Annotated in this window: 19 protein-coding genes; 3 read left to right on the plus strand and 16 right to left on the minus strand. The window is 67.7% G+C overall.

Annotation, left to right across the window (positions count from 1 at the left end; genetic code table 11):
* Positions 1-187: 187 nt before the first annotated feature.
* The 16 genes from J5M86_RS09160 to mraZ form a co-directional block, all read right to left on the minus strand.
* A complete protein-coding gene (locus J5M86_RS09160) occupies positions 188-1327 on the minus strand; it encodes a DivIVA domain-containing protein (protein ID WP_188060627.1) in 1140 nt (379 codons plus the stop codon).
* Between the two features lie 76 nt (positions 1328-1403).
* A complete protein-coding gene (locus J5M86_RS09165; protein WP_188060626.1) occupies positions 1404-1682 on the minus strand; it encodes a YggT family protein in 279 nt (92 codons plus the stop codon).
* A 59-nt stretch (positions 1683-1741) separates the two neighbouring features.
* Positions 1742-2257, minus strand: coding sequence for a cell division protein SepF (locus tag J5M86_RS09170; RefSeq protein WP_188060625.1), 516 nt, complete (start codon positions 2255-2257; stop codon positions 1742-1744).
* Between the two features lie 123 nt (positions 2258-2380).
* Positions 2381-3082, minus strand: a complete 702-nt coding sequence (locus tag J5M86_RS09175) for a YggS family pyridoxal phosphate-dependent enzyme (RefSeq protein WP_318275955.1) — start codon at positions 3080-3082, stop codon at positions 2381-2383.
* A 2-nt stretch (positions 3083-3084) separates the two neighbouring features.
* Entirely contained in the window at positions 3085-3813 is a 729-nt protein-coding gene (gene pgeF / locus J5M86_RS09180) for a peptidoglycan editing factor PgeF (protein ID WP_188060623.1), read from the minus strand.
* 18 nt (positions 3814-3831) lie between these two features.
* On the minus strand, positions 3832-5127 hold the full coding sequence (gene ftsZ / locus J5M86_RS09185; RefSeq protein ID WP_188060622.1) for a cell division protein FtsZ: 1296 nt from the start codon (positions 5125-5127) through the stop codon (positions 3832-3834).
* A gap of 116 nt (positions 5128-5243) precedes the next feature.
* Positions 5244-6692 carry a UDP-N-acetylmuramate--L-alanine ligase gene (murC, locus tag J5M86_RS09190; RefSeq protein WP_188060621.1) on the minus strand — a complete coding sequence of 483 codons (1449 nt, stop codon included), beginning with the start codon at positions 6690-6692 and terminating at the stop codon, positions 5244-5246.
* Positions 6689-7780, minus strand: a complete 1092-nt coding sequence (locus tag J5M86_RS09195) for a glycosyltransferase (RefSeq protein ID WP_188060620.1) — start codon at positions 7778-7780, stop codon at positions 6689-6691. The genes murC and J5M86_RS09195 overlap by 4 nt, the downstream gene beginning before the upstream one ends.
* 4 nt (positions 7781-7784) lie before the next feature.
* Positions 7785-8960, minus strand: a complete 1176-nt coding sequence (ftsW, locus tag J5M86_RS09200) for a putative lipid II flippase FtsW (RefSeq protein WP_188060619.1) — start codon at positions 8958-8960, stop codon at positions 7785-7787.
* Between the two features lie 63 nt (positions 8961-9023).
* Positions 9024-10529 (minus strand): UDP-N-acetylmuramoyl-L-alanine--D-glutamate ligase, encoded by a 1506-nt coding sequence (murD, locus tag J5M86_RS09205; protein WP_188060618.1) that lies wholly within the window; start codon positions 10527-10529, stop codon positions 9024-9026.
* Positions 10526-11605, minus strand: coding sequence for a phospho-N-acetylmuramoyl-pentapeptide-transferase (gene mraY, locus J5M86_RS09210; protein ID WP_188060617.1), 1080 nt, complete (start codon positions 11603-11605; stop codon positions 10526-10528). Before mraY ends, murD begins: the two co-directional genes overlap by 4 nt.
* Positions 11602-12993, minus strand: a complete 1392-nt coding sequence (gene murF, locus J5M86_RS09215) for a UDP-N-acetylmuramoyl-tripeptide--D-alanyl-D-alanine ligase (RefSeq protein ID WP_188060616.1) — start codon at positions 12991-12993, stop codon at positions 11602-11604. Before murF ends, mraY begins: the two co-directional genes overlap by 4 nt.
* The gene (locus J5M86_RS09220) at positions 12990-14729 is read right to left on the minus strand and encodes a penicillin-binding protein 2 (RefSeq protein WP_188060615.1); all 1740 of its coding nucleotides are present in this window, start codon (positions 14727-14729) and stop codon (positions 12990-12992) included. The genes murF and J5M86_RS09220 overlap by 4 nt, the downstream gene beginning before the upstream one ends.
* 334 nt (positions 14730-15063) lie before the next feature.
* Positions 15064-15771 carry a hypothetical protein gene (locus J5M86_RS09225; RefSeq protein ID WP_188060614.1) on the minus strand — a complete coding sequence of 236 codons (708 nt, stop codon included), beginning with the start codon at positions 15769-15771 and terminating at the stop codon, positions 15064-15066.
* Positions 15768-16748, minus strand: a complete 981-nt coding sequence (gene rsmH / locus J5M86_RS09230) for a 16S rRNA (cytosine(1402)-N(4))-methyltransferase RsmH (protein WP_188060613.1) — start codon at positions 16746-16748, stop codon at positions 15768-15770. The genes J5M86_RS09225 and rsmH overlap by 4 nt, the downstream gene beginning before the upstream one ends.
* Positions 16749-16924: 176 nt before the next feature.
* Positions 16925-17359, minus strand: coding sequence for a division/cell wall cluster transcriptional repressor MraZ (mraZ, locus tag J5M86_RS09235; RefSeq protein ID WP_188060667.1), 435 nt, complete (start codon positions 17357-17359; stop codon positions 16925-16927).
* A 350-nt stretch (positions 17360-17709) separates the two neighbouring features.
* On the opposite strand from mraZ, the gene J5M86_RS09240 reads away from it, so the two are divergent.
* Genes J5M86_RS09240 through J5M86_RS09250 form a run of 3 tightly spaced genes read left to right on the plus strand, consistent with a single transcriptional unit; the run spans position 17710 to position 22192 of the window.
* Positions 17710-18705: a MoxR family ATPase gene (locus J5M86_RS09240; RefSeq protein WP_188060612.1), complete on the plus strand. Its 996-nt coding sequence runs from the start codon at positions 17710-17712 to the stop codon at positions 18703-18705.
* Positions 18702-19940, plus strand: coding sequence for a DUF58 domain-containing protein (locus J5M86_RS09245; protein WP_188060611.1), 1239 nt, complete (start codon positions 18702-18704; stop codon positions 19938-19940). Before J5M86_RS09240 ends, J5M86_RS09245 begins: the two co-directional genes overlap by 4 nt.
* Positions 19937-22192 (plus strand): DUF3488 and transglutaminase-like domain-containing protein, encoded by a 2256-nt coding sequence (locus tag J5M86_RS09250; RefSeq protein ID WP_188060610.1) that lies wholly within the window; start codon positions 19937-19939, stop codon positions 22190-22192. Before J5M86_RS09245 ends, J5M86_RS09250 begins: the two co-directional genes overlap by 4 nt.
* The last annotated feature ends 61 nt before the right edge of the window (positions 22193-22253 follow it).

Consider the following 22253-nt stretch of genomic DNA (forward strand, 5'->3'; position numbering starts at 1 on the left):
CTCCACGCCCGCCATGCTCGTCCAGCACCGGGCGAACGGCCTGAGAATAGGCGACGAGTGCCCGCGGCAGGCGCGAAACGCCCAGCAATCCTGAAGTTTCGAAACGTCGAGGCAGAACGCCGGAGGCGGCCGCCCCGATGGGACGACCGCCTTCGGTCAGCTAGCTGAAGCTTCCTCCAGCTGCGGTTCAGCCCTGCTGGTTGTCGCGCTTGACGTCGTCCAGACCGACCGACTTCAGCTGGTCGAGCTGGCCTTCGATGTAACCGCGCAGCTTGCTGCGGTAGTCACTCTCGAAGCCACGCAACGAATCGATCTTGCTCGTGAGCGCATCGCGCTGCGAGCCGAGGTCGGTGAGCACGGTGGTGCGCTCGTCGTTGGCGGTCTTGATGAGGTCGTCGTGCTTGTGCTGACCTGTGGAGATCAACTCGTCGTGTCGCGCCTGGCCGGTCTTGACGAGGTCGTCGTGCTTGGCCTGACCGCTGTTCACCAGCTCGTCGTACTTGCTCTGGCCACGCTGCACGAAGTCGTCGAACTTCGCCTTACCGGTCGACAAGAACTCGTCGTACTTGCTCTGACCGGTGCGCACGAGCTCCTCGCTCTTGCTGTTGGCGTCGCCGACCACCTTGTCGTGGTGGTCCTGCGCGTCACGAATGAGCTTGTCGCGAGTGGCCTCACCTTCGCGGACGTGCTCGTCGTGCAGCTTCTGGGCCAGCGCAATGACACCTGCTGCGCTACCGGCTCCCGCACCCGCGGCGCCTGCGCCAGCGGCGAAGCCGTGGGTCTCACCCTGCTGCGGCTCGGGCCGCTTCGGAGCAGGAGCCGCAGCGGCCGCTGCGGCGTTGTCCTGCGCCGTCTTCAAGTCGCGCTCGGCGGCGGCAACCTGCTCGCGCAGACCGTTGAGCTTGTCCTGCTCGGCCTTGGTGTCGTGCTGCGCCTTGGCCAGCTCGTCACGAGCGGTCTTCAGGCGGCCTTCGATGTCCTTGAGTTCGCGCTGGGCGGCGTCCACCTTGCGCTGGGCAGCGGCGTGATCGGGCGCCGGGGGCGCGGGTGCGGCCGGCGTGATCGCCGGGACGCTCTGCGTCGGGGCATCGCCCACCGGCACTGCTGTCGACGGGTCGCCCTTGGCGAGGTTGGCCGGCTTGCCTGAGGAACGACGGCAGTCGGCCAACTGGGTGGCGAGCTCCTCGTTCTCAGCGTTCAATCGGCGCAGCTCAACGACGATTTCGTCAAGGAAGTCGTCCACCTGGATCTCGTCATAGCCGCTCTTACCAAACCCCTTGGGCTTGGTGAACTCCTTCTTGACTACATCCTCAGGCGTCAACGCCATGTGTTCACCTCTGGCTTCAGGTCGCATCCGCCCCGCGCGCAGGCACGACGAAACGACGGTTGAAATACGTCGTCTCTCACCTTATGACACTCAGCAGGAAACTCACACCCAGCATCAGGATCAGGAACGCCAGATCGAGACGCACCTGCCCCAAGCGAAGTGGCGGAATCACCTTGCGGAGCGCTTTCAGCGGTGGGTCGGTCAATGTGTAGACGGTCTCGGCCACGATGAGCAAGGGGCCCCGCGGACGCCAGTCACGCGCGAAGACTTGGATCCAGTCGAAGACCAACCGCGCCAGCAGCACGATGAAATACAGATACAACACCGTGGCCGCGATGGCCCTGAACTGCTCCACGAAGACACTCTCCAGACGATGGCGGCAGGCCCCCGGACCGGGCCCGCGCCATCATCATTTCAGCTCTGGTTGAACAGCCCGCGCGAAGACTTGCCGTCGGTGCCGGTTGTTGCAACTTCGACACCTGCCGGCGAGAGCAGGAAGACCTTTGCCGTGACTCGCTCGATCGTGCCGTGCAAGCCGAAGACCAGACCAGCCGCGAAGTCAACCAGCCGCTTGGCGTCGGTGTCGTCCATGTCGGAGAGGTTCATGATCACCGGGATTCCGTCGCGGAAGCTCTCGCCGATGTCCTTGGCCTCGTTGTACGTACGCGGGTGGATCGCGTTGATCCGGCTCATGTCGCCTGCCTTGGGGTGGCCCGCGACCGCAGCCACGGTGTTCTTGCGCAACGGTGTGACAGCGGCGGGCTGCGGCTCGAAATCGTGCTCGGTCTCGTGACCGTGATCGGCGTACTCGTCGTAGCCCTCGGAGTAGTCCTGCCCGTACTCGGAGTACTGGTCGTACTCGTCCTTGTAGCGGTGGTCCTCCTCGGCCAGGCCGAGATATGCCATCGTCTTGCGCAGTGCGCCTGCCATCTTCAAGCTCCTAGGTGCGGCGAGCCGCTGTGTCGTCCGGCGGTGTCGCCGCTGACGCTACCGGCGAGGTAACCCAATCCCGTGGATTACCGGCAGCGACACGCGAGGCGTGTCGCGTGTCGCTCAAGCAGTCGGCCGCGCACCGAGCACCGCGGTGCCGATCCGGACGTGCGTGGCACCGTGGCGGATGGCGGTTTCCAGATCGCCACTCATGCCGGCCGACATGGAGGTGGCCGACGGATGATCGACGCGCAGGGCCTGCGACAACCCCGCCAGACGCTCGAACGCGTCGTCCGGATCTGCGTCGCGGGGCGCGACCGCCATCAATCCGCGCAGATTCAAGTGCGGTGAGGCAGTCACGAGCTCGGCCAGCTCCTCGATCTGATCGGGTGCGGCGCCGCCACGTCCGGCCTGGCTGCCGTCGAGGTCGACCTGCAGCATCACCTCGAGCGTGCGACCGTGACGCTGCGCACCGTTGGCCAACGCCCGCACGATCTTCGCGCGGTCGATTGACTGCACGACATCGGCATAGGACGCCACGTGCCCGGCCTTGTTCGACTGCAACTGCCCGACGAAATGCGCCGTCACCCGCGCTCGTTCGTCCTCGGTGAGCTCAGCGATTTTGGCGCCTGCCTCCTGGTCCTTGTTCTCGGCGATGTCGGTGACACCGAGTTCGATCAATCGCCGCAGGTCGTCGACCGGGAAGAACTTCGTCACCACCACCAACTGCACGCTCTGCGCGTCACGCTGGGCGGCCTCGGCCGCCCGGGCAATGCGCTCGCGCACCTGCTCCAATCGGGAGCTCAACTCTCCTGTGCGCTGCACGCTCAACCCTTCTTCCGCATGGAGACGATGCCGGCGAACCGGCCTGCGTCGTGGTCGCGACGATGGGAGAACAGGCGCGGTTGTTCGCGTGTGCATCCCCCGATCCACTCGATGGGCACACCCAGCGAGTCGAGTTGGGCGACCACGCCGGAGGCGACATCGATCGCCGGCGTGCCGGTCCAGCTCACCGCGTAGGCGGCGGGGTTCGCGGCAGCAGCATCGGCCCTCATCTGCTCGGGCACCTCGTAACAGCGCGCGCAGACCGATGGGCCGACGACCGCGCGCAGCGAGGTGGACCCGCGGCGGCGCAACTCCTCCACGATCCGTGGCACGACACCGGCGACCATGCCCGGGCGTCCGGCATGCACGGCCGCGACCAGCGGGCGCTCGGTGTCGTAGAGCAGCACCGGCGTGCAGTCAGCCACCAGCACCACGAGCGCTTCGCCGAACGAGTCGGTGAGCATGCCGTCGGCAGTGGGCGGGGTGGGCGCGGGCACCACCGCGACATCGGCGCCGTGCACCTGTGCCATGAAATGGAGTCGCCCGGTGGGCACCTCCAGCGCCTGCGCGAGGGCCGCACGGTTGGCCTGCACGTGGGCGGGGTCGTCGCCGACGTGGGCGCCGAGGTTGAGCGAGGCGTAGCCGTCGCGGCTCACGCCACCTTCGGAATCGGTGAACGCGAGGTCGACGACCCAGTCGCCGACCTCGCGTTCGTCACGCCACCAGAACATGGGTGCGCAGTGCTCCGATCACTTCAGGAAGTCAGGCACGTCCAGGTCGTCGTCGCCGTCATCGAAGGTGACCTCACGCGGCGGACGCGAGGAAGCAGCCTGCTGCACCTGGCCCGGCTGCTGCGGACGACCCTCGCCGCCCTGGTTGCCGCCGCCGGCCGGAGCCTGCTGGTGACCGCCCTGCTGGTTGCCACCCTGCTGACCTGTCGTTGCGGGTGCTGCCTGCTGCGGACGCTGCCCCTGGCCCTCGTTGCTACCCGTCTGGGCGGGAGCCTGCTGACGGGGTGCCTGCTGCTGGGCCGGCATCTGCCGCGCGGAGTTGCCCTGCACCTGACCGAGCGCACGGTCGTCGGTGCGCTTGGTCGGTGCACCACCATCGAAACCGGCGGCGATCACGGTGACACGCACCTCGTCGCCGAGGGCATCGTCGATGACCGCACCGAAGATGATGTTGGCCTCCGGGTGCGCAGCTTCCTGCACCAGGCGGGCCGCTTCGTTGATCTCGAACAGGCCGAGGTCGCTGCCACCCTGCACCGACAACAGCACGCCCTGCGCACCGTCGATGCTGGCTTCGAGCAGCGGGCTGGAGATCGCGAGTTCGGCTGCCTGCACCGCGCGGTCTTCGCCTCGGGCCGAACCGATACCCATGAGGGCCGAACCGGCGCCCTGCATGACCGACTTCACGTCGGCGAAGTCGAGGTTGATCAGACCCGGGGTGGTGATGAGGTCGGTGATGCCCTGCACACCGGACAGCAGCACCTGGTCGGCGCTACGGAAGGCGTCGAGCATCGAGACGTTGCGGTCGCTGATCGACAGCAGACGGTCGTTCGGGATGACGATGAGGGTGTCGACCTCTTCGCGCAGCGCGTTGATGCCGAGGTCGGCCTGACCGGCACGGCGGCGACCTTCGAAGGTGAACGGACGGGTGACGACACCGATGGTCAGTGCACCCAGGCTCTTGGCGATCTTGGCCACGACGGGAGCGCCACCGGTGCCGGTGCCGCCGCCTTCGCCGGCAGTCACGAAGACCATGTCAGCGCCCTTGAGCACCTCCTCGATCTCCTCGAGGTGGTCTTCGGCCGCCTTCTTGCCGACCTCGGGATCGGCGCCGGCGCCGAGACCCCGGGTGAGCTCGCGACCGACCTCGAGCTTGACGTCAGCGTCACACATGAGCAGCGCCTGTGCGTCGGTGTTGATGGCGATGAACTCAACGCCCTTGAGCCCCTGCTCGATCATCCGGTTGACGGCGTTGACGCCGCCCCCGCCGATACCGACGACCTTGATCACTGCGAGGTAGTTCTGCGGAGATGCCACGAATGTTGGCCTTTCCTTCTTCGATGTCTGAGGTCGTTGCTTGCCAGGTGCTGGTCGCCGCCCGACGCCACGGTACTTCGCCGCATGCTACGCGTTCGTTCGGCCCTTCGCGACTGTCAATCTTGAGTTGAAGTTGATGCCTCGAGGCGTTGCAGGATCTGCGGTCCGAGGTGGGTCACGTCACCGGCGCCGACGGTGACCACCAGGTCACCGGGACGGGCGGTCGCCAGGACGAGGTCGACGGTCTCCTCCGCGGAGTGCGTCCGTGTGCACGGCCTGGTCATCGCTGCAGCGATGAGATCGCTGCTGACCCCTGGCATCGGGGCCTCGCGCGCGCCGTAGATGTCCATGACGATGGCGACGTCGACACCGTCCAGAGCCGCCGCCATACCCACCGCCTGGTCACGCGTCCGGCTGTAGAGATGCGGCTGGAAGACCACGATGAGTCGACCTTCGCCGCGCAGGTGTCGGCCGGTGCGCACCATGGCCTCGAGCTTGCCCCGGTTATGGGCGTAGTCGTCAACCACCCGGATGCCCCCGACCTCACCCCTGAGTTCAGCTCGACGGCTGGTGCCGTGGAAGGCGGCCACTGACGCCACGGCGTCCGGCATCGACACACCGAGCCCGTACACCAGCGCGGTCACCACGCCGGCAGCGTTCTCGAGGTTGTGCACACCTGGAACGTTGACTTGAAGGTTATGGTGCTCGCCGTCAAGATCCCGCAGCACACAGCGTCCCGACCAGCCGTGCTCGGTGAGTTTGCTGATGCGGATGTCGGCCTGCTCGTGGGTGCCATAGGTCAGGACGCGGCGCCCTTGATCGGCCGCCCAGTTTCCCAGTGCTGCACTGCCCGGGTCGTCAGCGCAGCACACCAACAGTCCGTCGGGGTCGACCGTCAGCGCGAACTCCCGATAGGCAGCGACGAGGTGCTCGGTCGAGCCGTAGAAGTCGAGGTGGTCGTCCTTCACGCTGGTGACGATTGCAACCTGCGGGTGATAGACGACGAACGATCCATCGCTCTCGTCGGCCTCGACGACGAAGTCGTCCCCCGCCCCCACGGCGGAGTTGCTGCCGACACCGACGATCTCGGCACCGATCGCGAACGACGGGTCGCGCTCGAGTGCACGCAGTGCTGCGGTCGCCATACCGGAGGTGGTGGTCTTGCCATTGGCGCCGGCCACCGCGAGACCGCGACGGCCGCTCAGCACCATCGCCAGACCTTGCGCCCGGTGCAAGACCGGCAGGCCGCGTTCGCGCACACGGAGCAGCTCGGGGTTGTCCTCCTTGATGGCCGTCGAGATGACCACGAGGGTGCCGTCGGGCAGCGCGTCCGCCGTCTGCTCGGAGTAACCGACCGTGATGGCGATGCCGTCCTGCGCGAGCTTGGCCAGCACCGGCACCTCGACATTGTCGGAGCCGCTCACCTGAAGGCCACGGGCTCGCATGAGTCGGGCGATACCCGACATCCCGGATCCGCCGACGGCGATGAAGTGCACCCGCTCGACCTCGTCGAGACCCGGAAGCGCTGCAGAGAAGTCGAACCGCTCGTTGACGCCGTTGCTCACTGGTGCTCCTGCACAGCCCGCTCAGCGAGGTCGACCAGCGCACCGGCCGCCGCTGCGTGCTGCTGCGCACGCATGCCCGCCGACATCGCGGCCAGGCGATCGGGATCGGTGATCAGCGGAATCAGCTGGTCGCGCACCCATGCCGTCGTGTAGTCGTCGTTGTCGACCAGGAGCGCGCCGCCAGCCGCGACGGTGTCGGCTGCATTGAGCTTCTGTTCGCCGTTGCCGATCGGCAGGGGCACGTAGACCGCGGGCAGCCCGACCGCGCTGGTCTCGCAGACCATGCCTGCACCGGACCGGGTGACGACGAGGTCGGCAGCCGCGTAACAGAGGTCCATCCGATCGGCGTACTCCAGCACAACATAAGGAACACGCGAGGCGGACGATGCATCGAAGGCCTTGCCGCGGCCGGTCACGTGCAGCACCTGCACCCCCGCGTCGGCCAGTGCGTCCCGAGCCCCCCACGTGGCCTCGTTGAGCGACAGCGCGCCGAGCGATCCTCCGGTGACGAGCAGGGTCGGCCGGTCGGGGTCGAGACCGAAGTGTTCGCGCGCCGAAGCGCGGCCGCTTACCCGGTCGAGGGTGGTGATCTCGGTGCGCAGCGGCAACCCGATCACCTGGGAGTGGGGCAAGGAGGTGCTGGAGAAGGTGGTGGCGACATAAGGAGTCATCCGGGCACCGAGCCGGTTGGCCAGGCCAGGGCGGGCATTCTGCTCGTGGATGACGAACGGGGTGCCGCGCCCGCGGGCCGCGAGGTAGGCCGGGGTGCTGACGTGACCGCCGAAGCCGATCACGACCTGGGCGTCGTTGCTGTCGAGCAGTTCGCGGGTGCGCGCCACCGCCCTGCGGAAACTGCCGGGGAAACGGATCGCGGCGCCACCCGGTCGGCGCGGGAAGGCCACCTTCGGAATCACCGTGAGGTCGTAGCCGCGAGCGGGCACGAGGTCTTCCTCGAGACCGCCGGCGCTACCGAGCACATCGATTCGGATGTTCGGGTAGCGCTCTCGGAGAGCGTCGGCCGTGGCCAACAGGGGCGACACATGGCCGGCGGTTCCCCCGCCGGCCAGGACCACACGTTCGATTGTCATGGCTTCATTTTCCGCCCCGCCCGGTCGGCAGGATCGCCCGGGTGCGCCGCACCAGCTTCGGACGCTGTGCCAGAGCCGCCTTGCACTCCGGCTCGTTGCGGGCGAAGGACATCAGCATGCCGAGCGCGATGAGGCTCGACACCAGCTGTGACCCGCCCTGGGAAACCAGCGGCAGGGGCACTCCGATGATCGGCAGGAGCCCGAGAACGGAGCAGATGTTGACGATCGCCTGCACCATGATCCAGGTCATGACGCCGGCGGTGGCGAGCCGGACGAAGAAGTCCTTGCTCGTCGCGATGAGCCGGTAACACGCGTAGGCGATGACGGCGTACAGGCCGACCACCGTGATGGTGCCGGGCAGGCCGAGCTCCTCGCCGAGGATCGCGAAGATGAAGTCGTTGTGCGCCTCCGGCACCCAACCCCACTTCTCGCGGCTGGCGCCCAGGCCCACGCCCCACCAGCCGCCGTCGGCGAGCGCGTACTCCCCGTGCACCCTCTGCCAGCAGCCGTCGGCCTGCGAACTGCTGCAACCGGCGATCCAGGTGGAGATGCGACCCATGCGGTTCCCGGAAGTGGTGACCAGCGCCAGCACCGCGACGGCAGCCACGGCGGCCGCGATGGCGAAGATGCGCAACCGGATGCCGGCCACGAACAGGATGACCCCGAGGATCGAGACCAGCACGAGCGTCGTACCCAGGTCGTGGCCCGCCATCACCAGCCCGATGAGCAGCAGAGCCGCCGGAATCACCGGGATGACGACGTGCTTGAACTCCATGAGCCGCTTGCGCTTCATCGTGAAGACCGACGCTGCGAGCAGCACGAGGGCGAGCTTGCCCAGCTCGGAGGGCTGGGCGGTGAATCCGCCGACACGAATCCAGTTGGTGTTGCCGTTGACGGTGACCCCGAGCCCGGTGAAGACCAGCATCTGCAGCCCCAGCGCGACCAGGAACAACGGCGCTCCGAGCGCCTTCCAGATCCGCAGCGGGGTGCGGGCCGCCAGCACTGCCAGCACGACTCCGATCGTGGCGAAGATGGCTTGGTTCTTGAAAACCGTGAACGACGAGCCGCTGGCAACGTAGGACGTGACAGCGGACGCCGACAACACCATCACCAGGCCCAGTGCGGTGAGCATGGCGGTCGCCCCGAGCAGGAGGTAGTACGGAGCCGTCGGCGACTCCATCCGCCGCCATGTTGCGCGAAGGTCGAATCGCCCTGAGTGAGCGGGCAGTTCGGTGGTCACTGCTCAGACTTTCTCGGCCCAGGCGCGGGCCGCACCGGCGAAGGAGTCGCCCCGGGCTCCGTACGAGGGCCACATGTCCAGGGACGCGGCCGCCGGGGCGAGCAGCACCACGTCGCCGCCCTGGGCGAGGTCGACTGCACGCTGCACCACTTCGTTCATGACTTCAGTGTCGGTGCGGTCAATGACAACCACCGGCACCTGCGGCGCGTGTCGTGCAATTGCCTGCGCGAACTGCTCACGGTCGGCGCCGATGAGCACTGCCGCACGCAATCGCGCAGCGTTCGCAGCGACGAGTTCGTCGATGTCGGCGCCCTTGAGCTGGCCACCGGCCACCCACACGATGTGCTCGAATGACTGCATCGCGGCCTGTGCTGCCGGCGGGTTGGTCGCCTTGGAGTCGTCCACGAAGCGGATGCCGCTGTGGGTCAGTACATTCGCGAGCCGGTGCGGCTGCGGCTGGTAGGCACGCAGGCCATCACGCACCGCCAGCGGTCGGACCTCGAATGCCCGGGCCAGTGCAGCAGCGGCGAGGGCATCCGAGACGTAGTGCGGCGCTGGCGGATTGCCGTCGCGTCCGAGGTCGGCCAACTGACACAGCTCCGCGGCCTGACGTGTCCGTTCGGGCACGAAGGCCCGGTCGGCCAGCACGTCGTCGACCAGCCCCAGCATCGAGGGATGTGGGAGTCCGAGCGTGAACCCGACCGCTCTGCAGCCTTCGACGACATCGGCCTCTTGCACGAGCGCCTCGGTGGTGGGGTCGTCGACGTTGTAGATGCAGGCGACCTGGGTGCGCTCGTAGACCCGCCCCTTCATGCGGCGGTACTCCTCGAAGGACCCGTGCCAGTCGAGGTGGTCGGGGGCGACGTTGAGGCAGCAGGAGGCGTAGGGCGAGATACTGCGCGACCAGTGCAGTTGGAAGGTGGAGAGTTCGACAGCGATCACGTCGTAGGGCTCAGGGTGCAGCACCGCCTCCAGGATCGGAAGCCCGACATTGCCGGCAGCGGTGGCTCGCAGGCCCGCCGAGCGCAGGATCTGCTCGAGCATCGTCACCGCGGTGGTCTTGCCGTTGGTGCCGGTGATTGTCAGCCACGGCGCCGCGCCCTCCCGCGGACGCATCCGCCACGCGAGTTCGACCTCACCCCAGACCGGCACCCTGGCCTGCGCCACGGCGACCATGAACGGGTGGGTGGGACGTACGCCCGGTGAGGTGACGACCAGATCGGTGCCCTCGGGCACCGACCGCTGGTGCTCGTCTCCGTAGCGCACCTGCGCTCCCAGGATGTCGAGGATGTGGGCGCGTTCCTGAACCGCCGTCGACTGGTCGGTCGACAACACGGTGACCTGCGCACCGCGCTCGAGCAGGGCGTCCGCGGCGGCGAAACCGCTCACGCCCAGGCCCATCACGACGATCTGCAGACCCGCCCAGTCGGCGTCGCGATGGGTGAGGTCGCGGGCACCGCCGAGTGGTTCGTAGGACGGGTCGACCGGCCAGCCGGCGCCGTCGGTCATGCCCCGACGACCCATTCGGCGTAGAAGAGCCCGAGGCCGAGAGCCACGCAGAGGCCGGCGATGATCCAGAACCGGATCACCACGGTCACTTCGTTCCAGCCGACCATCTCGAAGTGGTGATGCAGTGGCGCCATCCGGAACACCCGTTTGCCGCGCGACTTGAACGAGCCCACCTGGATGATCACCGAGAGCGTCTCCAGCACGAAGAGGCCGGCGAGGATGACCACGAGCAGTTCGGTGCGGGTCATGATCGCCAGGCCCGCCAGCGCGCCGCCGAGCGCGAGCGAACCGGTGTCGCCCATGAAGATCTTCGCCGGGGTGGCGTTCCACCACAGGAATCCGAAGCTGACACCCATGACGCACGCCGCGACCAGGGCGAGATCGTGGGGGTCACGGACGTCGTAACACTTGTTGCTGCCGATGGTTTCGCAGTTCTGGTTGAACTGCCAGATGCCGATCAGCAGGTAGGCGCCGAAGACCATCACGCTGGCACCGGTGAGCAGACCGTCCAGACCGTCGGTGAGGTTGGTGCCGTTGGAGGTGCCGGCGATGATGAGGTTGGCCCACAGCACGAACAGCACCATGCCCAGCGCAGTGCCAGCGAACGCGAGGTTGAACCACGTGTCACGCACGAACGAGATGCGATAGCTGGCCGGTGTGCGGCCACCGCTGTCGGGGAAGTTCACCGCCATCACCGCGAAGCTGATGCCGACGAAGGACTGACCGATCAGCTTCTGCCACGACCGCAGACCCAGTGATCGCTGGTGGCTGATCTTGATCCAGTCATCGGCGAAACCGACAGCACCCAGACCGACGATGAGGTACATCACGAGCAGTCCGGACGCGCTGGGCTGCGTCCACAACACCAGGTGCGCCAAGAAGTAACCCAGGACGCTTCCGGCGATGATCACCGCGCCACCCATCGTCGGGGTGCCTCGCTTGGTGTGGTGGGTGGTGGGTCCGTCGTCGCGAATGAACTGGCCGTAGCCGCGGCGCACCAGGAACTTGATGAAGGCGGGAGTGCCCACGAGTCCGGTGGTGAGCGCGATCAACGCGCCGATCAATATGGCCTTCACGCCGGGGTCTCTCCGTCCGCTTCGACGATGCGATCGCCAAGGTAGCGCAAGCCCGAATCGCGACTCGACTTCAACAGGGCCAGATCACCTGACTGCAAGGTAGCCGTCAGCAGGCCGTAGGCGGCATCCACGTCGGCGGTGTGTTCCCAGGCGACGCCCTGCTCGCGAGCCGCGACGCCGATCAGATCTGCACCCTGTCCGACGGTGACCAGTCGGTCGATGCCGTACTCGGCGACCTTCGCGCCGACGGCTGCGTGCTCCTGCGCGCTGGCCTCACCCATCTCCAGCATCTGTCCGAGCACCGCCACCCGACGTCCGTCGGTCTTCATGGTCGACAGCGCCCGAAGGGCAGCTGCCATGGAGTCGGGGTTGGCGTTGTAGGCGTCATTGACGAGGGTGACGCCGTTGCGCAGCTCGAAGACTTCCATTCGCCAGCGACTCACCGCGGCTGCAGACTCCAGCGCCGAGACGATGTGGTCGGCGTCGACACCGACGTGCCGTGCGGCGGCGTAGACCGCGAGTGCGTTTCCGACGTGGTGAGTGCCGAAGAGCCCCAATGTGATTCGCCGTGGCTCGCCGTCACCGACGAGCGTGAAGGAGGCGCGGGACCGTTCGTCCAGCATGATGTCGGTGGCGCGGAGGTCGGCGTCTTCGGACGTCCCGACGAGCTGCACGCGGGCCCGGGTGCGGGATGCCATCGCGCGCACGGCGGGGTCGTCGGCGTTGAGCACCGCGAGACCGTCGTCGGGCAATGCTTCGACCAACTCTCCCTTGGTGCGGGCGATCGCCTCGACGGAGCCGAACTCCCCCACGTGCGCGCGCCCGACGTTGAGCACGATGCCGACCGACGGCGGTGCGATGCGGGTGAGGTATTCGATGTGACCGACGCCGTTGGCGCCCATCTCGGCCACCAGGAACCTCGTCTGCGGTGTGATGCGGCAGACGGTCAGCGGCACACCGACCTCGGAGTTGAGCGAACCTTCGGGGACGACGGTGTCGGCCACGGGGGTCAGCACCTGACCGAGGAGATCCTTGGTGGAGGTCTTGCCCGAGCTGCCGGTGATGCCGACGATCGTGAGCTGCGGAGCACGGTCGACGACCGCCCTGCCGAGCGCTGCGAAGGCATCCTGGACGTCGGACACGACGACGGTCGCCATGCCCTCGATCTCCCGCTCACCCAACGTGGCGACGGCCCCGGCCTGCTGCGCTGCCCCGGCGAACTCGTGCCCGTCGGCGAATTCACCGACCCGAGCGACGTACAGACCGCCTGGTCCGGCCTGTCGGGAATCGGACACCACGGGTCCGTCGACCACGACCTCGCCCTGATCGGCCGGCATCAGCCGACCCGAGACCGCCTCAGCGATCTGCGCGAGTGTCATCGGGATCATTGCTTGCCCTTCTTCGGGTCGTAGACGAGGTCGTACAGCTGCGGCTTGGCCGAGCTCGGCGGCACGTGACCGAGGCGTAATGCTGCCTGCATCAACTGCGAGAAGACCGGTGCGGCCAACTCGCCACCGTACGTGCCGGCCTGCGGCTTGTGCACGGCGACCGCCACGATGTAACGGGGCGCCTCGGACGGTGCGAATCCGATGAACGAGGCGGTGACGCCGTCCTGCTGCGATCCCGAATAGCGCTGGGCGGTGCCGGTCTTGCCGGCCACGTTGTAGCCGGGCACGGCCGCCTTGGGCGCGGTGCCGTCCTCTGTGGCGACGGCGTTGAGCATGCGGGTGACCTGGGTCGCGACCTGCGGAGTGACCGCCTGCACCGCCACCCTGTCGTCCTGCGGAGGGGCGAAATTGCCCGAGCCGTCGCCGACACCCTTGATCAGCTTGATCGGCTCTCGTACACCACCGTTGGCGATGGTCTGGAACACCCCTGCGAGTTGCATCGTGTTACTGCTGACGCCTTGTCCGAACAGCGGCACGTACCGGTCGCGACCGACCCACGACTGCGCGGGCTTAACGAAGCCGGCCGACTCTCCGGGCATCCGCACACCCGTCGAGGCACCCAGCCCGAACTTCTTCATATAGGAGACCATCGTCTGCGGGGACATCTTCTCCCCGACCATGATCGTGCCGGTGTTGGACGACTTGGCCAGGATGCCCGCGGTGGTCATCGTCTCGGTGGGGTGGGTGTGTGAATCGGCGAACTTCTCGCCATTGCGGGTGAAGGAGTAGGGCACGCTGAACGGGCTCGTCGCCGACACCTTGCCCTCCTGGAGCGCCGCCGCCATCGTGATGACCTTGCCGGTCGATCCGGGCTCGTAGACCTCGGTGAACGGGCGGGCGAGCAGCGAACCCTTCGCCGCTGCAATCTGGTTGTTGTCGAAGCTGGGGTAGCTCGCAGCCGCCAGCACGTTGCCCTTGAGGTCGAGCACGACAGCCTCGCCGGAGGCTGCCTTGGCCTTGGTGGTGGCAGCGGCGATGAGGTTCTGCGCCGTCCACTGCAGGTCGTTGTCGATGGTCAGCTGCACCGGACGTCCGTCGACGGCGGGGGTGTCGCTGTTGCTGGCCGTGGCGATCACGGTGCCATCGGGAGCGCGCTCGTAAATGTGCACGCCTGGCTTGCCGTTCAACACCTTCTGCTGGACCGCCTCGATGCCGCCACCCGGGGTGCCGTCGGCGCTCACCCATCCGACCAGGGGGGCAGCCGCCGTTCCCTGCGGGTACTCACGCTTGACGACGCGCTCGCTGAAGATGCCCGGGATGCGCAGGTCGTTGATGCGGTTCCATTGGTCCGGGGAGATGTCCTTGACGAGGTACATGAACCGGCGCTTCTTGTCAGCGGTCTGCTGCAACGCACTCAGCAGTTCGGTCGCATCCGCGCCGACAATGGGCGCGATCGCCTGGGCCGCACCCTTGAGCCCGACCTTCGTCCGCTTGCCCGTCTGCTTGTCGCGCACCTTGTACTCGGACGCCGCGAACGGGTCGGCGGTGACATTGCGGCGCTCGACCGAGCGCGCAAGGGTCGTCCCACCGGCATCGACGATCTGCCCGCGCAGCGCCGGGATCGTCGTGCGCTGGGCCCGCTCGGAGAATGCCTGTGCCGAGACCGTGGAAGCGTCCAGACCTTGCACGCGCAGCAACTGCGCCAGGATGACCGTGAAGATCATCGCGATCGCCACGAACACCACCCGAGCGCGGCGACGCGGGTGCCCCAGGCCGAGTTGCACCGGCAGGCGCGGCTTCGCGGCGCCACCGCCTGAGCGCGCCGCCGGCGGGGCCGGGCGGGTGCGGCGAGTGGACTCTGAGCCGTTGCCTTGCGCGCGACGCCGTGCGCGAGCAGCTGCCAGATCGATGGATGAGGAGGGCTCCCCACCCCGCACCGGCCGGGCCGGACGCGAAGAGTTTGCTTTGGGAGCCGGACCCGTCGACCGGCCGCCCGCCGTTCGGCGGCTCGCGGCCGGTCGTTTCGTCGTCGGGGGTCGCTGACCCGGTCGACGAGACTGCGTCACAAAGTCACCTCGCGGACGTCGGCTGAGCCGGCGTGGTCTTCTGGTCGGTCGTGGTCTTCTTCTCGGCACTCTTCGGGCTGGCGCTCGAGGTGGGTGCGGTGGGGCTGGACGGCGAGGGTTTCGCGCTCGGCGAAGCCTTCGTCGACGCTGCCGGCGACGGCGACGAGGGCTGCGGGGACTCCGCGGCCTTCGGCTCCGGCTCCTTGATCATGATGGACTTGTCGGCCGTGGTGACGGCCAGTCCGGCAACCGAGGAAGCCGCCGTCTTGGGCAGCGTGCCCACCGTAAACGGAGCCCCGGAGGCGGTGCCGTTCGCCACGCCGAGGAGGCGGTGATCGGACTGTCGCACGTACCGGATGGAGCTGGCCGGCACCAGGCCGAACTCCTGCGCCTTCAACGCGAGTTGCTGCGGGGCACGCACGCTGTCGAGTTGGGAGTCGAGGTCTTGGCTGGTGCCTGCGAGGCGGCTGGAAGCGGCCTGCAGATCACCGATGGTGTACTGCTGCTGCGCGCGGGCAGTGTTGAGCAGCAACACGGTGAGCAGCCCGCTAACGACCAGCGTGACGCACAACGCGACGAAACCGAGGCTGCCACCGGAAGCAGCTTGCGTCTGCGGCTGCACCAGCTTCAGGCGCGTTCGGGCTGCCGTCGGGTTGGTGCCGCGCGGCGCACGGCGCACCGGCAACGGACGAGCAGCGGGGGCCTGGCTCATCGCGTACTTCCCTTCGTGGATCGGGTTCGTTCGGCGACCCGCAGGCGGGCGGACGCCGCGCGCGGGTTGGTCTGGATCTCTGCGTCGTCCGGCACCTCGGCACCGCGGGTCAGCAGGGACAGGTACGGCTGGTGCTCGGGGAGTTCGACCGGCAGGCCGGCAGGAGCGGTGGATCGGGCACCGGCCTGGAGCGCACGCTTGGTGATGCGGTCCTCGAGCGAGTGGTAGGACAGCACCGCAATGCGCCCACCGACGGCGAGTGCATCTACCGCCGCCGGGAGGGCGGCCTGCCAACTGGCCAATTCCTGGTTGACCTCGATCCGCAGCGCCTGGAAGGTGCGCTTGCCGGGGTGTCCCCCGGTGCGCTGGGACGCAGCCGGGATAGCCGCGCGCAGGATCTCCATGAGGTCGTCGGAGGTGCGGATCGGCGACTGCTCACGCCTGCGGACGATCGCTTTGGCGACCCGGCCGGCGAAGCGCTCCTCGCCGTACTCACCGATGATCCGGCGCAACTGCGACTCGGAGTATTCGGCGAGGACGTCCGCGGCGGTCATTCCGCTGGTCTGATCCATCCGCATGTCGAGGTCGGAGTGCTGGCTGTAGGAGAAGCCGCGATCGGTCTCGTCCAACTGCAGCGAGCTGACCCCGAGGTCGAAGAGCGCTGCGTCGATGCTCGTCACGCCCAGGGCGGCGAGTTCGTCGATCGCATCGTCGTAGCGGGCATGCACCGGCACGAAACGATCACCGAAAGGTGCCAGCCGCTCCCCCGCCAACCGAAGAGCATCGGTGTCGCGGTCGACGCCGAACGCGCGAACGTTCGGGAAGGTCTGCAGGATCGCCTCGGTGTGACCGCCCATTCCAAGGGTGCCGTCGAGGTACACCGCGCCCTGCGCGCCCAGCGCCGGTGCGAGCAACTCCACGATGCGATCGCGCATGACCGGCACGTGGCGCTGCGCCACAGTCCGGTCCTCGCTCATCGGTGTGCCCTTCGTGTCGGAGGTCGGTAGTAGTTGTTGTGGTGGTGATCCCTGTGCGGTGTCGTGTCGTCTCGTGGATCCGGTTTCTGGGTTCTGGTCCCCAGCCGCTGGAGCTTCGGCACCGGGGAAGTGATGCCGAGCGCTCCTGGGAGCGGATGGAGGCCGGAGCCCAGAAATCAGAAGAGGCCGCCAGGGATCACCTCTTCGGCCTGATCGGCGAAGTCGTCCTCGGTGTTGGCCAGCAGGTCGTTCCACGCCTGCGTGTCCCACAGCTCGACGCGGTTACCCGCACCGATCACGGTGCAGTCCCTGGTGAGACCGGCGTACTCGCGCAGGATCGCCGGAATCGTGATGCGGCCCTGCTTGTCGGGGATCTCGTCGGACGCCGCTGAGAGCAATACCCGCTGGAAGTTGCGGACGGCCCGGTTGGTGACGGGGGTCGCGCTCATCTGCGCAGCGAACTTCTCGAAATCGGCCATCGCGAAGACGTAGAGGCATCGCTCCTGACCACGGGTGATGACCAGGCCGGCCGCCAACTTCTCCCGGAACTTCGCGGGCAGGATCATCCGCCCTTTGTCGTCCAGTCGTGGCTGATGGGTGCCGAGAAACATCGTCATCGCGCACCCTCCTCACCACTTTTTCGCACCAGACTGCTCCCGACAGCCCCACTTTACTCCACCACACCCCACCTGTCGCCCCTGCGAGCCCACTTTCTTAACAGGATTCCAGCGTTTTCGCAGGTCAGCCCCGGTGGAGTGGAGTGGAGGGGAATTACCTGTACACGGGGCAGAAGGGCCGGGTCGGACAGTCGCAATGGGCTCGAATGACCGGATCAGCGGCCAGATCCGGTGAACACACCCATGCCGGAAGCAGGGGTGGAGGAAAGTGGAGAAGGTGGTTCGGGCAGATTTCCTACCGGGTCGCGCAGCGACCCAGCGTCTTGGTGAGGCACGATCTAGGCATGCATGACGCGCGCCCCGCGACCCATCAGTCCGCCGACCAGCTCCCCCTGGAGCGGGTGCATGAGATAGCCGGCCGGATCCACCAAGCGGTTTCCTCGGTCATCGAGGGCAAGTCGGACGTCGTCCGAACGGCATTGGTGGTGCTGCTGGCTGAAGGCCACCTGCTCATCGAGGACGTACCCGGCGTGGGCAAGACCATGCTCGCCAAGTCGCTCGCCCGCTCGATCGACGGCGAGATGCGGCGCGTGCAATTCACGCCTGACCTGCTGCCCAGCGACATCACCGGCGTGAGCGTCTTCAACCAGGACACCCGCACCTTCGAGTTCCGCCCCGGTGCCGTGTTCGCCAATCTGGTCGTCGGTGACGAGATCAACCGCGCTTCCCCTAAGACGCAGTCAGCGCTTCTGGAATGTATGGAGGAAGCGCAGGTGACCGTCGACGGCACCACCTACCCCATGGCGCGCCCCTTCATGGTGATGGCGACACAGAACCCCATCGAGATGGAGGGCACCTACCCGCTGCCCGAGGCACAGCGTGACCGGTTCATGGCGCGCATCTCGATGGGCTACCCGACCGCAGCGGCCGAGGTGGCGATGCTCGACACACACGGCGAGGGCAATGCGCTCGACAAACTGCGTCCGGTCACCGACGCTGCCACCGTTGCGCGCGCGATCGCCCGGGTCAACCAGGTGTACGCCAGCCCCGCGCTGCGCCAGTACATCGTCGATCTCGTGACCGCCACCCGCACCACCTCGGCCTTCCGGCTCGGCGCGTCTCCGCGGGCGGCGCTGGGAATGCTGCGTGCGGCTCGCGCGAACGCCGCTCTCGAGCAGCGTGACCACGTGATCCCCGAGGACGTCCAGCGCATCACCCTGCCGCTGCTGACACACCGGGTGATCGTGAGTTCCGACCACCAACATCTGCGGCACAACGCCGCCGACCTGCTGGAGCAGATGATCAACCGGGTGAGGGTGCCTTCCGGCAGCAACTCATGAGAAGCACCCGCCTCACCGCGCGCGGCCGGGCGTTCGCGTCAGCAGGGCTCACGCTCGTCGTGGGCGGCCTGGGACTCGGACTGCTCGATGTCACCCGGCTGGGCTGTCTGCTGCTGGTGTTGCTGCTCATCACCTGGCTCTTCGCGCGCCGCCGGGACCGCGCGATCGTGGTCGACCGCGCGGTCGAGCCGTCCGTGGTGACCGCAGGAAGCAGATGTGCGGTCAGCGTCGGGTTCACCAACAACGATCGACGCCGGTCCCGTTTCGGCATGGCCCAGGAGAATCTCGACTACACCCTCGGTGACCCGCCCCGTTTCCTGCTGCCGGGAATGGCACCCAGGGAACGGCGCGTCGTGCGTTACACGCTCCAGCCCAGGACCCGCGGTGAGCACCGGATCGGCCCGATCGAGGTCGCGATCCGTGATCCCTTCGGACTCACCCGCAGGAATGTCACCATCCAGGCCACGGACGAACTGCTGGTCCTGCCCCGCATCGTCCCGCTCGGATCCGCCCACCCCCCGGGCGCTGGCGCCGGACAGGAGGGGACGACTCCGGCGATGGTCGCGCTCCACGGTGAGGAGGACGTCAGCCTGCGGATGTACCGCGACGGCGACGACCTGCGCAAGGTGCACTGGCCGGCGACGGCTCACCGCGGCGAACTGATGGTGCGTCAGCTCGACCGCCCAGCCCGTCGCTCCTGCATCCTGCTGCTCGACCCACGTGCGAACGCCCATGTCGGCCAGGGCGACAACTCCAGCTTCGAATGGGCGGTCACGGCGTTGGCCTCCATCGCCGTCCGCATGCACGAACTCGGCTACCTGATCCACCTGCTCACCACCGAAAGCGTGAGTGTGGGCGCGCACGAGAGCCATCTGCCCGGTGAACAGATCCAACTCCTACTTGCCAGGGCCCGCCTCGGCTCCGACGACGACTTCGCAGCTGTGATCGCAGCGGCACATGACGTCGTCGACACCGGCGCGCTCACCGTCGCGGTGCTCGGCAACGACTTCGTCGGCATCGAGAGCGACCTCGGCTCGCTGCGTCGTCCCGGCGCTTCGGCGCTGGCGCTCCAGCTGACCGATGAGCGCCCGGCGCCGGACGATTCGCACTCGGCGCCTGCCCCGAGTCTGGCCGACTTCGGTTGGCGCGTGCTGAGGGTGCCGCCGGGCATGCCGGTCGACCACGCCTGGGCCACGATCAGCGGACGCGACTATGTGCGGGTGGGTGCGCTATGAGGTGGGAACGAGCGGCGTTGTCGGTCCTGGCCGGAATCGCGGGCTTGGTGGCGGCCTGGCCGCTGACCACCCTCATCGAGGGTGGCCAATGGGTGCAGGGCGCGATGCTGCTCATCGTGGTCGCACTCTTGCTCGGCATCGCGATGCGTGCGCTGCGTGTGCCGGAATGGCTGCTGCTGTGGTTGCAGATAGGCGCCGTGCTGATCGGCCTGTGGTTCATGTTCATCCGCGGGCACGAACTCGGCACGATCGAGGCGGTCCGGGCGCTGATCACCGAGGCCGACCAGACCATCCGCAAGTTCGCCGCGCCGGCGCCGGAGACCACCGGCCTCCGCTTCGCGATCGTCGCGCTGGTGACGCTGCTGACGGTGTTGACCGATGCCATCGCCGTCGGACTCCGATCACCGGCGATCGCCGGTCTGCCCCTGATGAGCCTCTACCTCGTCAGTGCCGCCAACTCCCCCGAAGGCATCGGGCCGTGGTACTTCGTCGCGGCCAGCACCTGCTGGTTGTTGATGGTCATCCTCGATGCTCGCGCGGGCGTCATGGGATGGTCGAACACCACCGCCGAACCCACCAGGCCGATGCTCATGTCGGATCGTCTCGGCATGGGCGGCTTCTCCTCCATGGCCCGCACCGCCGCAGTCGTTGCTGTGATCGGCGCGCTCGTGGTGCCCCAGGTGCTGCCCAGCGGTACGCAACGCTTCCTGGGCGAGGGCCTGGGTCGTCGACAAGGCGGCGTCGGCACGGTCGGTCTGTCGAACACCGCCGACCTGAGTCGCAGCCTGGTCAGCAACGACCGCACTCCCGTGCTCACCTACACCACGGACGACCTGTCGGCGCCGCCGCTGCGCGTCATGGTCGCTTCGAGTTACAGCGATGGGCAATGGACGGCGGACGACAGCACCGCACAGGTGCCGGGTGCCAACAACGAGGAGATGCAACAGCCCGCCGGTCTGCGCGACGGCGTCTACGACTCACAGAAGATCTCGGTGCGATCCAGCACGCTCGTCAGTGGCCTGCTGGCGACGCCGTCGCCTCCCGTGCGCGCGAACCTTCCCGACGTCACCTGGAGCTACGAGCCCGCCACCTCCTCGATCAGCCCACGCCGCACGGCGTCGAAGTACGCGGTCGAATACGCACAGTTGAAGCCCTCGGCGATGCCCACGTCGACGGCACCACAGCAAGGATTCGAGCGCGACCTCGCCCTCGACCCGCGAGCGCTGGGTGAACTGCGTCGGACGTCCTCGCAGATCTCGGGCGGGTCGACACCCTTCGACCGCGCGGTTGCGATCCAGGACTACCTGCGGGGTGCGGGTGGCTTCTCCTACTCGCTGACCCTCGCACCGACCAGGCAGGGCGAGGACGGCTCGCCGGTCGACCCGCTCACCAACTTCCTACTCACCAAACAGGGCTATTGCGTGCAGTTCGCGTCGGCGATGATCATGCTCGCCCGCCTCGAGGGCATCCCGGCCCGGATGGCGCTCGGCTTCTTGGCCGGCGCTCCCGACAACCAACGCGTCTACACGGTGTTGCAGTCGGACGCACACGCGTGGCCCGAGCTGTACTTCCCGGGGCTGGGGTGGACGCGTTTCGAACCGACACCTGGAAGCCGCTCCGGCACCGTCCCGAACTACGCGATCACCCCCGACCCGGGCGAGCAACGCTCCGAACGTCCCGAATCCACCACCTCCACGAGCTCGGGCGAGACCGCATCGTCGACGTCGTCGAGTTCGGCCGCGACCACGCAGGCAGGCGCCGGCAACGGCGGTTCCTCCTCCATCGGGACGCTGGTCCGAGCTCTCGGATGGCTCGTGGCCATCGCATTGTTGGTCGGCCTGTTCGGGGCACTGCTTCCGATGGCGGCCCGACGTGAGGCCGATCGCCGTCGCCGCCTCGCAAGCGACGAGGCGCAACGCGTGGAAGCCGACTGGGACGGACTGCGCGATGACCTCCACGACCTCGGCGTGCCCGACCCACCGGCCGTCTCTCCGCGTGCGGCTCGCACCCATTACAGACGTGCGGCAGGCCTTGGACCCGAAGCCGACCAGGCACTCGATCGAGCGGTCTCCACGCTGGAACGGGCGCGCTACGCCCCGCCCGGCGAGGAACTCGACCTCCGTCAGGATGCGCAGGTGGTGGTCGATTCGGTGCGCCGCAACGCCGCCTTCCGCAATCGGGCGCAGGCTCGCCTCGCCCCACGGGCGGGCCGACGCTGGCTGGTGCGCCTGCTGCAACCTTGGCGGCGCTGAGCATTCGGACCGGCGGCGCACAATCAACGTGCAATCGCTGAAGGGCTCCCCTCCTGGTGGT

It is taken from the genome of Yimella sp. cx-51 (genome assembly GCF_017654605.1).
Lineage (GTDB): Bacteria > Actinomycetota > Actinomycetes > Actinomycetales > Dermatophilaceae > Yimella.

Excerpts from the sequence above, each read along its gene's own strand:
- murD (WP_188060618.1), bottom strand. The coding sequence starts at position 10,529 with ATGACCGACGGCGCCGGCTGGCCGGTCGACCCGTCCTACGAACCACTC.
- J5M86_RS09245 (WP_188060611.1), top strand. The coding sequence starts at position 18,702 with ATGAGAAGCACCCGCCTCACCGCGCGCGGCCGGGCGTTCGCGTCAGCA.
- J5M86_RS09170 (WP_188060625.1), bottom strand. The coding sequence starts at position 2,257 with ATGGCAGGCGCACTGCGCAAGACGATGGCATATCTCGGCCTGGCCGAG.
- mraZ (WP_188060667.1), bottom strand. The coding sequence starts at position 17,359 with ATGTTTCTCGGCACCCATCAGCCACGACTGGACGACAAAGGGCGGATG.
- rsmH (WP_188060613.1), bottom strand. The coding sequence starts at position 16,748 with ATGAGCGAGGACCGGACTGTGGCGCAGCGCCACGTGCCGGTCATGCGC.
- pgeF (WP_188060623.1), bottom strand. The coding sequence starts at position 3,813 with ATGTTCTGGTGGCGTGACGAACGCGAGGTCGGCGACTGGGTCGTCGAC.
- J5M86_RS09160 (WP_188060627.1), bottom strand. The coding sequence starts at position 1,327 with ATGGCGTTGACGCCTGAGGATGTAGTCAAGAAGGAGTTCACCAAGCCC.
- J5M86_RS09225 (WP_188060614.1), bottom strand. The coding sequence starts at position 15,771 with ATGAGCCAGGCCCCCGCTGCTCGTCCGTTGCCGGTGCGCCGTGCGCCG.
- J5M86_RS09195 (WP_188060620.1), bottom strand. The coding sequence starts at position 7,780 with ATGACAATCGAACGTGTGGTCCTGGCCGGCGGGGGAACCGCCGGCCAT.
- J5M86_RS09250 (WP_188060610.1), top strand. The coding sequence starts at position 19,937 with ATGAGGTGGGAACGAGCGGCGTTGTCGGTCCTGGCCGGAATCGCGGGC.
- ftsW (WP_188060619.1), bottom strand. The coding sequence starts at position 8,960 with ATGGAGTCGCCGACGGCTCCGTACTACCTCCTGCTCGGGGCGACCGCC.
- murF (WP_188060616.1), bottom strand. The coding sequence starts at position 12,993 with ATGATCCCGATGACACTCGCGCAGATCGCTGAGGCGGTCTCGGGTCGG.
- J5M86_RS09240 (WP_188060612.1), top strand. The coding sequence starts at position 17,710 with ATGCATGACGCGCGCCCCGCGACCCATCAGTCCGCCGACCAGCTCCCC.